This is a genomic window from Thermus sp. (assembly GCF_056332225.1).
Window position 1 is genome coordinate 6,395 of the sequence record NZ_JBWGQW010000032.1, and the last position, 9,975, is coordinate 16,369.

General features: G+C 67.9%; 10 protein-coding genes. 3 read left to right on the top strand and 7 right to left on the bottom strand.

Annotation, left to right across the window (positions count from 1 at the left end; all coding sequences use genetic code 11):
• Nucleotides 1-32: 32 nt before the first annotated feature.
• Nucleotides 33-632, bottom strand: a complete 600-nt coding sequence (gene plsY, locus AC01Y6_RS07075) for a glycerol-3-phosphate 1-O-acyltransferase PlsY (RefSeq protein ID WP_347240157.1) — start codon at nt 630-632, stop codon at nt 33-35.
• A 15-nt stretch (nt 633-647) separates the two neighbouring features.
• Entirely contained in the window at nt 648-1,421 is a 774-nt protein-coding gene (locus tag AC01Y6_RS07080) for an ABC transporter permease (protein WP_476670871.1), read from the bottom strand.
• A 23-nt stretch (nt 1,422-1,444) separates the two neighbouring features.
• On the opposite strand from AC01Y6_RS07080, the gene AC01Y6_RS07085 reads away from it, so the two are divergent.
• The 3 genes from AC01Y6_RS07085 (at nt 1,445) to AC01Y6_RS07095 (ending at nt 3,824) form a co-directional block, all read left to right on the top strand.
• The gene (locus AC01Y6_RS07085; RefSeq protein ID WP_476670873.1) at nt 1,445-2,443 is read left to right on the top strand and encodes an ABC transporter ATP-binding protein; all 999 of its coding nucleotides are present in this window, start codon (nt 1,445-1,447) and stop codon (nt 2,441-2,443) included.
• A complete protein-coding gene (locus AC01Y6_RS07090; RefSeq protein ID WP_476670874.1) occupies nt 2,440-3,216 on the top strand; it encodes an ABC transporter permease in 777 nt (258 codons plus the stop codon). Before AC01Y6_RS07085 ends, AC01Y6_RS07090 begins: the two co-directional genes overlap by 4 nt.
• An 83-nt stretch (nt 3,217-3,299) precedes the next feature.
• On the top strand, nt 3,300-3,824 hold the full coding sequence (locus AC01Y6_RS07095) for a Uma2 family endonuclease (RefSeq protein WP_476670876.1): 525 nt from the start codon (nt 3,300-3,302) through the stop codon (nt 3,822-3,824).
• Here AC01Y6_RS07095 and cimA read toward each other — a convergent pair.
• The 5 genes from cimA to ilvB all read right to left on the bottom strand — a co-directional run.
• The gene (gene cimA / locus AC01Y6_RS07100) at nt 3,805-5,379 is read right to left on the bottom strand and encodes a citramalate synthase (RefSeq protein WP_428720147.1); all 1,575 of its coding nucleotides are present in this window, start codon (nt 5,377-5,379) and stop codon (nt 3,805-3,807) included. The genes AC01Y6_RS07095 and cimA overlap by 20 nt on opposite strands.
• A gap of 3 nt (nt 5,380-5,382) precedes the next feature.
• A complete protein-coding gene (locus AC01Y6_RS07105; protein ID WP_476670878.1) occupies nt 5,383-6,945 on the bottom strand; it encodes a 2-isopropylmalate synthase in 1,563 nt (520 codons plus the stop codon).
• Nucleotides 6,946-6,998: 53 nt separating this feature from the next.
• Complete coding sequence (ilvC, locus tag AC01Y6_RS07110) at nt 6,999-8,012, bottom strand: ketol-acid reductoisomerase (RefSeq protein ID WP_347240165.1); 1,014 nt, start codon at nt 8,010-8,012, stop codon at nt 6,999-7,001.
• Nucleotides 8,009-8,521 (bottom strand): acetolactate synthase small subunit, encoded by a 513-nt coding sequence (ilvN, locus tag AC01Y6_RS07115; RefSeq protein WP_347240166.1) that lies wholly within the window; start codon nt 8,519-8,521, stop codon nt 8,009-8,011. Before ilvN ends, ilvC begins: the two co-directional genes overlap by 4 nt.
• A partial coding sequence (ilvB, locus tag AC01Y6_RS07120; protein ID WP_476670880.1) for a biosynthetic-type acetolactate synthase large subunit occupies nt 8,518-9,975 on the bottom strand: 1,458 nt, incomplete at its 5' end. The genes ilvN and ilvB, both read right to left, overlap by 4 nt.

A 9,975-nucleotide genomic window follows, 5' to 3' on the forward strand; every position in this document is an offset into this window, starting at 1 on the left:
GACAGGACCTCCTCCTTCCGCACGCTTCCAGTCTAGCGCACCTCCACCCGCTCCCCCAAACGCCTTTCCGTCCCCTCCTGGAGGCGCTTGAGGTTCTCCCGGTGGGTCCAGAAGAGGAGGAGGGCCATGAGAAAGACCGTGGCCACCTCCCAAAGGGGCCTGCCCAAGGCCAGGGAGAGGACGAAGGCGGCCACCCCCCCGGTCAGGCTCCCCGCCGAGACGTAGCGGGTGAGGAGCATCACGCTCACCCCGATGGGAAAGGTGAAGAGGGCCAAGACGGGGTCCAGGAAGAGGAGGGTGCCGAAGCTCGTGGCCACCCCCTTCCCTCCCCTAAAGCGCAGGAAGAGGGAGTAGTTGTGCCCGAGAACCGCCATCAGGGCCACCCCGCCCAGCATCCAGTCGGAAAGCCCGAAGGCCCGGGCGATGAGGACGGCGATCCCCCCCTTGAAGACGTCAAAGAAGGCCACCACCAAGGCGGGCCCCCACCCGAGCGCCCGGAGGACGTTGGTGGCGCCGATGTTCCCCGAGCCCACCTTGCGCAGGTCCACCCCATAGGTCCTCGCCACCAGCACCCCGGCGGGCACGGAGCCGAAGAGGTAGGCGAGGAAAAGGACGAGAAGCGCCCCTCCCATGTGCGGCCATTCTACCTAGCTGCTCGCCGAGGTGTAGCTCCTAAGGGCCAGGCGGAAGAAGCCCCGGGCGAGGGCAAGGAGGAGGAGGGCGAGGAGGAAGGCGAGGAGGGGGGCCTCTCCCCTCCTCAGGGCCACCTCCGCGGGCACGGTGGTGAGGAAGGCCACGGGCACCACGAAGGTGAAGAAGACCCGGTAAAGGGCGGGGTAGCTGGAGATGGGAAACCGCCCCGCCTCCAGAAGCCCCCTCAGCACCTCGGTCACGTTGTAGACCTTCACGAACCAGACGCTGGTGGTGGCGAGGAGGAACCAGAGGCTGTAGAGCATGAGGGCCCCGAGGAGGAGGTAGAGCCCGAAGAGGGCGTAGTCCAAGGCGCCTAGGCCCAGGCGAATCCCCGCATAGAGGAGGAGGCCGAGGCCCAAGAGGAAGTCCCCCAGGCCCCAAGGAGAGAAGACCCTAAAGGAAAGCCAGAACTGGGGGTCTATGGGCTTGAGGAGGACGAAGTCCAGGGTGCCCTGCTGCACGTGCTCCACGATCTTGTTGAGGTTGGGGGCGAGAAGGGTGGAGCCGAGGCCCTGGAGCAGGGTGAAGGCGGAAAGGACCAGAAGGGCCTCCTCCAGCCGCCACCCCCCCGGCCTGTACCCCCCCTGGTAGAGGAGGAGGAGGCCGAAGAGGGCCCCGAGGAGGGTGAGGAAGGAGGAGAGGAGGCCCAGGTAGAAGTTCGCCCGGTACTCCATCTCCGCCGCCAAAGAGGTGAGGAGAAAGAGCCTCAGGACCCGCAGGTAGCGCACCCTCCCAGGGTAGACTTGGAGGCATGGCGGGCGCAAGCCCCGTGATCCTGGCGGAAGACCTCACCCGGCACTACCGGGTGGCCCGGAAGGAGGAGACCCTCCTCGGCACCCTGCGCCACTTCCTCTCGCGGCGGTACCAGGTGGTGCGGGCGGTGGAGGGGGTGTCCTTCCGCATCGCCCCCGGGGAGGTGGTGGGGTTTTTGGGCCCCAACGGGGCGGGCAAGACCACCACCCTCAAGATGCTCACGGGCCTCGTCCACCCCACGAGGGGCAGGGCCCTGGTGGCGGGGCACGTGCCCTGGCGGCGGGAGAAGGCCTTCCTCAAGAGGATCACCCTGGTCATGGGCAACAAGCAGCAGCTCATCTGGGACCTGCCCGCCATGGACTCCTTCCGCCTGAACGCCGCCATCTACGAGGTGCCGGAGGGCGAGTTCAGGAAGCGGGTCCTGGAGCTCGCCGAGATGCTTTCCCTCACGGAAAAGCTCCACCAGCCCGTGCGGAAGCTCTCCCTAGGGGAGAGGATGAAGGCGGAGCTTTTGGCCGCCCTCCTCCACCGCCCCCAAGTGCTCTTCCTGGACGAGCCCACCCTGGGCCTGGACGTGAACGCCCAGGTGGCGGTGCGGGAGTTCGTCCGGGAGTACAACCGCCGCTATGGGGCCACGGTCCTCCTCACGAGCCACTACATGGCGGACATCGCCGCCCTCTGCCCCCGCGTCTTGGTGATCCACCAGGGGAGGCTCCTCTACGACGGCGCCCTGGAAGGGCTTCTGGAGCGCTTCGCCCCCTACCGGGAGGTGGGGCTCACCCTCAAGCACCCCCTGCCCCGGGAGGCCCTCCTTCCCTTCGGCGAGGTGCGGGAGCTGGAGGGGCGGGAGGCGCGGCTCCTCGTGCCCCGGGAGAGGCTCACGGAGAAGGTGGCGGAGATCCTGAAGAGGCTTCCCGTGGAGGACCTCGAGGTCAGGGAGCCCCCCCTGGAGGAGGTCATCGCCAAGGTCTTCCAAAGCCCCAAGGAGCCGGTATGAGGAAGGCCCGGGTCCTCCTCTCCGTCTACCTGGCCTACATGCTGGAGTACCGGGCGGAGCTCTTCCTCTGGGCCCTGGCGGGGGCGCTTCCCCTGATCCTCATGGGGGTCTGGACCGAGGCGGCAAAGGGCGGGGACTTCCCCCTCACCTCGGGGGAGTTCGCCCGCTACTTCCTCATGGTCTTCCTGGTGCGCCAGGCCACGGTGGTCTGGGTGGTGTGGGAGTTTGAGCGGGACGTGGTGGAGGGAAGGCTTTCCTTCAGGCTCCTAAGACCCCTGGACCCTTTCCTTGACCACCTGGCGGCCCACGTGGCCGAGAGGCTCGCCCGGCTCCCCTTCGTGGTCCTCCTCACCCTCCTCTTCTTCGCCCTCTTCCCCGAGGCCCGCTTCCTGCCGGAGCCCGGGACCTTCCTCCTCGGCCTTCTCCTCACCCTCCTCGCCTTCCTCCTCCGCTACACCATGCAGTACGCCACCGCCATGCTCACCTTCTGGACCGAGCGGGCCACCAGCGTAGAGGAGGTCTTCTTCCTCCTCTACCTCTTCCTCTCCGGGACCATCGCCCCCCTCGAGGTCTTCCCCGAAGCCTTAAGAAGCCTCGCCCTCCTCACCCCCTTCCCCTACCTGGTCTACCTCCCTGCCGCCCTCCTCGCCGGGCAGGAGGTGCGCCTCTTTCCCGGCCTATGGGTCATGCTCCTTTGGGGCGGGGTCTTCCTCGGCCTCTGGCGGCTCCTCTGGCGGCTCGGCCTCAGGCGCTACTCGGGCCACGGGGCATAACACCACCCCATGCTGGCTTGCGCCAGCATGGGGGCCCCGGCAAAAGGGCTTTCCCGGGCCAGCAAGGCAGGCATAATGGGGGCATGGCCACCCGCTACCGCTTCCGGGTAGAGGAGTTTGAGCGGGCCTTCCAGGGGGTGCCCCACGTGGAGCTCCTAAGGGGGGAGGTCTACCAGATGAGCCCCATCGGACCCAAGCACTTTTACGCGGTGATGCGTATGGACCACAGGCTCAGGGAGGCTTTGGGCGCAAAGGCCGTGGTGGCGGTCCAGTCCCCCCTGCGCCTCTCCGAGGACTCCGAGCCCGAGCCGGACCTCCTGGTCCTCAGGCCGCCCCTGGAGCGCTACCAGGACCGCCTCCCCACCCCGGAAGACGTCCTCCTCCTTATAGAGGTGGCCGACACCTCCTTGGAGTTTGACCGGGAGGTGAAGCTTCCCCTCTACGCCGAGGCGGGCATCCCCGAGGTCTGGCTCGTGAACCTAAAGGAGAACCTCCTGGAAGCCCACCGGGACCCCCGGGGGGGCCGCTACCGGGAGATCCGCCTCCTCTCCCCCGAGGAAGAGGCAAGCCCCGCCCTCTTCCCCGAGGTCAGGCTCCCCTGGGCGTAGCCACGGGGTAGAGCAGGGCGTAGGCGTAGCCGTCGGTGAGGGCCTTGAGGGAGGCCTCGAGGATGTTCTCGCTGGCCCCCACGGTGCCGAAGCGCTCCTCCCCCCGCCGCATCTCCACCATCACCCGCACCCCCGAGTTCGTGCCCGCCTCCTGGCCCGAGAGGATCCGCACCTTGTAGTCCGCAAGCTCCACCTCGGAAAGTTCCGGGTAAAACTGCAACACGGCCTTGCGGAAGGCCCGGTCCAGGGCGGAAACCGGCCCGAAGGGGCTTTCCGCGGCGGTGTGCTGGAGGCTCTCCCCCACCCGGACCCGCACCGTGGCCTCGGCCCAGGCGGTGGAAAGGCCCCTTCCGTGGACGAAGACGGAAAAGCCCTCCACGCTAAAGGGAAGGCTTCCCCCCTTGAGGCGGTGGGCGAGGAGGTAGAAGCTCGCCTCCGCCCCCTCAAAGGCGTAGCCCTCGTACTCCAGGGCCTTGACCTCCTCCAAAAGGCGCCTCGCCTCCTCCTTGGAGAGGTCCACCCCGAGCTCCTGGAGCTTGGCGAGGAGGTTGGAGCGGCCCGCCACGTCCGAGACCAAAAACCGCCTCTGGTTCCCCACCCACTCCGGGGGGAGGTGCTCGTAGGTGCGGGGGTTCTTCAAGACGGCGGAGACGTGCACCCCGGCCTTGTGGGCGAAGGCCGCCTCCCCCACGTAGGGGGCGCGGCGGTTCGGGGTGAGGTTCGCCCGCTCGTCCACGAAGTGGGCAAGCTCCCTCAGGCCCCTTAGCCTCTCCGGAGGGAGGGCGGGGATCCCGTACTTGAAGACCAGGGTGGGGAGGAAGCTCGTGAGGTTCAGGTTGCCGCACCGTTCCCCGTAGCCGTTGATGGTGCCCTGCACGTGGGTGGCCCCGGCCCGCACCGCCGCGAGGGCGTTGGCCACGGCGAGCTCGGCGTCGTTGTGGGGGTGGATGCCCACCCGCACCCCGGGAAACCGCTCCACCACGGCCTGGGTGAGGGCGTAGACCTCCTCGGGGAGGCTTCCCCCGTTGGTGTCGCAAAGCACCAGGGTGTCGGCCCCGCCCTCCAGGGCGGCCTCGAGGGTGGCGAGGGCGTAGGCGGGGTCTTCCTTGTAGCCGTCAAAGAAGTGCTCGGCGTCGTAGACCACCCGCTTGCCCCGCCGGGCGAAGAAGGCCACCGTCTCCTTGATCATGCGGAGGTTTTCCTCCAAGGAGGTCTCCAGGGCCTCGAGGACGTGGAGGGTCCAGCTCTTGCCGAAGAGGACCACCACGGGGGTTTCGGCCTCGAGGAGGGCCAGGACCGAGGGGTCCTCCTCGGGGGCGAGGCCCTTCCTCCGCGTGGCCCCGAAGGCGCAAAGCCTCGCCTCCCCCAGGTCCACCCCCTTCATCCGGGCGAAGAACTCGGCGTCCTTGGGGTTGGAGCCGGGCCAGCCTCCCTCAATGAGGTGGATCCCGAAGGCGGCAAGCCGCCTTGCGATGGCCACCTTGTCGTCCACGGAGAGGCTTACCCCCTCCCCCTGGGTGCCGTCCCTCAAGGTGGTGTCCAGGATCTCCACCATGGCCTAGACCCCGCGGTGGACCTCCTGAATGGAAGGCGGGTGGCGGGTGGCCCGGCCCGAGGCCAGCTTCCCCGCGGCGTCCAGGAAGGCCAGGGCGCTCGCCTCAATGATGTCCGGGGAGACCCCCACCCCCACGGCCTGGAGCTCCCCAAGCCTAAGGCGCACCGTCACCTGGCCCAGGGCCTCGGTGCTCCCCGTGACCGCCTCCACCCGGTAGAGCTCCAGCTCCGGCTTCAGGCCGACGGCCTCCTCCAGGGCCTTGTACACCGCGTCCACGGGGCCGTCCCCCGTGTGGGTGGCCACCCTTTCCCCATCGGGGGTCTTCACCTTCACCGTGGCCGTGGGCAGGAGGCCGGAGCCCGAGAAGAACTGGACGTGGAGGAGCTCAAAGAAGTGGGAGACGGGCTCCCTTTCGCTTTCCACCAGGGCCTGGAGCTCCTCGGCGGAAAGGGGCCCTTTCTTCTCGGCGATCTCCTTGAAGCGGGCGAAGAGCTTCTTCAGCTCCTCCTCGGAGAGGTCCTTGTAGCCCAGGTCCTCGAGGGCCTTCTTGAAGGCGGCCCGGCCGGAGTGCTTGCCGAGGACCAGCACGGCGGGGCGCCTCCCGATGAGCTCGGCGTCCATGATCTCGTAGGTGGAGCGGTGCTTGATCACCCCGTCCTGGTGGATGCCGGACTCGTGGGCGAAGGCGTTGTCCCCCACGATGGCCTTGTTGGGGGGGACGGGCATCCCGGTGTAGCGCTCCACCAGGCGGCTCACCCGGTAGATCTCCCGGGTGTTCACCTGGGTGTAGGCCCGGTAGAAGTCCCGGCGCACGTAGAGGGCCATGACCACCTCCTCGAGGGCGGTGTTCCCCGCCCGCTCCCCGATGCCGTTGATGGTGCACTCCACCTGGCCCGCCCCGTTCAGCACCCCGGCCAGGGCGTTGGCCGTGGCCAGGCCCAGGTCGTCGTGGGTGTGGGTGGAGATGACCACGTCCCGCCCCCTGACCACCTCGTCCCGGATCCTGCGGATCAGGGCCCCGTACTCCTCCGGGGTGCCGTAGCCCGTGGTGTCGGGGATGTTGATGGTGGTGGCCCCGGCCTCCACGGCCACCTCGTAGAGCCGCTTCACGAAGTCCCACTCCGCCCGCATCACGTCCTGGGCGGAGAACTCCACGTCGTCCACGTAGCGCTTGGCGTAGCGGACCATCTGGTCCGCCATCTCCAGGACCTCCTCCTCCGTCTTCTTGAGCATGTACTGGAGGTGGACCTTGGAGGCCGAGGTGAAGACGTGGATCCTGGGCTTCTCCGCCTTCTCCAGGGCCTTGGCCGCCTGGTCAATGTCCAGGGTGTGGGTGCGGGCGAGGGCGGCGATGATGGGCCCCTTGACCTCGGCGGCGATGCGCCTTACCGCCTCAAACTCCAAGGGCCCCGATACGGGGAAGCCCGCCTCAATGATGTCCACGTTGAGCCGGGCGAGGGCCTGGGCGATCTCCAGCTTCTGGTCCAAGGAAAGGGCCACCCCAGGGCTTTGCTCCCCGTCCCTGAGGGTGGTGTCAAAGATCCGGATGTGCCGCTCCTTTTCCATCCTTCACCTCCCAAAAGCGCACAGGGGCCCCCGGAGGGGCCCCGAAGAAGCCCTTAGCCTACCTCCTCCAATACCCTGGCCTTGAGGAAGGGCATCATGGCCCGAAGCCTCGAGCCCACCTCCTCAATGGGGTGGGCCGCCCACCGCTTGCGGTTCGCCTCCAGGACGGGGGTGCCCGCCTGGTTCTCCAGCATCCACTCCCGGGCGAACTCCCCGGTCTGGATCTGGCGCAGGATCTCCCGCATGCGCCGCTTGGTCTCCTCCACGGGCACGGCCACCTCCCCGCGGGTGTAGTCCCCGTACTCGGCGGTGTTGGAGATGGAGTAGCGCATGCCCTTTAGCCCCGCCTCGTAGATGAGGTCCACGATGAGCTTCACCTCGTGGACGGTCTCAAAGTAGGCCATCTCCGGGGGGTAGCCCGCCTCCACCAGGGTCTCAAACCCCGCCTGGATGAGCCGGGTGAGCCCCCCGCAAAGCACCGCCTGCTCCCCGAAGAGGTCCGTCTCCGTCTCGTCCTTGAAGGTGGTGGCGATGACCCCAGCCCGGGCCGCCCCGATGGCCTTGGCGTAGGCGAGGGCGGTGGGGAAGGCGCTTCCCGAGGCGTCCTGGTGCACGGCCAAAAGGGCCGGGACCCCGCTTCCCTTCTGGTACTCCGAGCGCACCAGGTGGCCCGGGCCCTTGGGGGCCACCATCCAGACGTCCAGGTCCTTTCGGGGCTTGATCTGGCCGAAGTGGATGTTGAAGCCGTGGGCGAAGGCCAGGGCGGCCCCCTCCTTGAGGTGGGGCTCAATCTCCTCGCGGTAGACCTGGGCCTGCTTTTCGTCGGGGAGGAGGACCATGACGATGTCGGCCTCCCTCACCGCCTCGGCCACGGGGAGGACCCGAAGCCCCGCGGCCTCCGCCTTGGCGAAGCTCTTGGAGCCCCTCCTCAGGCCTACCCGCACGTCCACCCCCGAGTCCTTGAGGTTCAGGGCGTGGGCGTGGCCCTGGGAGCCGAAGCCCAAAACCGCCACCTTCTTGCCCAGGATGAAGCCAAGGTCCGCGTCGTGCTCGTAGTAGACCTTCATACCGCCTCCTTTTTCTCCCGCACCTTCAAGACCCGCTCCCCCCGGCTCATGGCCACCGCGCCGGTGCGCATGACCTCGAGGATCCCGTAGGGCCTTAGGGCCTCAATGAAGGAGTTGATCTTGCTCGTGTCCCCGGTGAGTTCCAGAATCAGGCTCTTGTGGGCCACGTCCACCACCCTGGCCCGGAAGGCCTCCTGGATGTCCTTGACGGCGAGGCGCTCCTCGAGGCCCGCCACGTGGACCTTCACCAGGCAAAGCTCCCTTTCCACGTGGGGCTCGGTGTGGTCCGTGACCTTGAGGACCTCAATGAGCCGGTTGAGCTGCTTCTCCACCTGCTCCAGGGTGCGGTCGTCCCCCGTGACCACCAGGCTGATGCGGGAAAGCCCCGGCTGGTGGGTGGTGCCCACGGCCAGGCTTTCCAGGTTGAAGCCCCGCCGGGCGAAGAGGCCGGTGATGCGGTTCAAAACCCGGGGGTGGTCCTGCACCAGCACGGAGATGATGTGCCTCAAGCCCCCACCTCCTCCCGCTCCCGCGGGTCCTCCACGATCATGTCCTCGGCGGCCCCACCGGCGGGGATCATGGGGAAGACCCCTTCCTCGTGGTAGACCCTAAACTCGGCCACCACGGGGCCGTCGGCGTTTAGGACGGCCTCCACGCCCCGCCTCAGGTCCTCCTTCCTCTCCACCCTCACCCCCTTGATCCCGTAGGCCTCGGCGAGGCGGGCGAAGTCGGGGTTGGAGTCCGCCAGGTACACCTCGCTGTAGCGGCGGGCGTGGAAGAGGTCCTGCCACTGGCGCACCATGCCCAGGTAGCCGTTATTCAGAATGACGATCTTCACGTCCAGCTTGTACTTCACCACCGTGGCCAGCTCCTGCAGGGTCATCTGGAAGGACCCGTCCCCGTCAAAGTCTATGACCAGCTCCTCAGGGCGGGCGGTCTTGGCCCCGATGGCGAAGGGCAGCCCCACCCCCATGGTGCCGAGGCCCCCGGAGGTGAGGAAGCTCCGTGGCCTCGTCACGGGGAAGAACTGGGCGGCGAACATCTGGTGCTGCCCCACCCCCGTGGTGACGATGGCGTTTCCCCCCGTGGCCTCGTGGAAGGCCCGGATCACCTCCTGGCTTTGCAGGTGGGGCTTGGGCTTGAAGCGCAAGGGGTAGCGGGTGCGCCACTCCTCAAGCTCCCGCCACCAGGCGGCGAGCTTCAGGGCCTTCGCCCCCTTGAGGAGCTCTTTGAGGACGAGCCTCGAGTCCCCCACGATGGGGATGTGGGTGCGCACCACCTTGCCGATCTCGGCGGGGTCAATGTCCACGTGGATGATGGTGTGGGCGTGGGGAGCGAAGCGGCTGACCTTCCCCGTGACCCGGTCGTCAAAGCGGAGGCCGATGGCGAGGATCACGTCCGCGTGGTAGATGGCCCGGTTGGCGGCCACGGTGCCGTGCATCCCCGGCATCCCGAGCCACAAGGGGTGGTTCCCGGGGAAGGCCCCGAGGCCCATGAGGGTGGTGATCACGGGAAGCCCCGCCTTCTCGGCGAAGGCGAGGAGCTCGGCGTGGGCGTGCTGGGCCCCGCCCCCCACCATGAGGACCGGCCTTTCCGCCTTCTCCAGGGCGTCCAGGGCCCGCTCTATCTGCTTGGGATGCCCCTTCAGGGTGGGCTTGTAGCCGGGGAGGTCCAGCTCCACCTCAAAGCTTCCCGTGAAGGCCTCCAGCTGGACGTCCTTGGGAATATCTATGAGCACCGGCCCCGGGCGACCAGTGGAGGCGATGTGGAAGGCCTCCTTCACCACCCGCGGGATCTCGTTCACGTCCTGGACCAGGTAGTTGTGCTTGGTGATGGGCATGGTGACCCCGGTGACGTCGGCCTCCTGGAAGGCGTCGGTGCCGATGAGGGCCCCTAACCCCGTGGCGATGGCGGTGAGAAGGGCGTAGAGGAAGACGCTTAGGGGAGAGACGGGCAGGGCGTC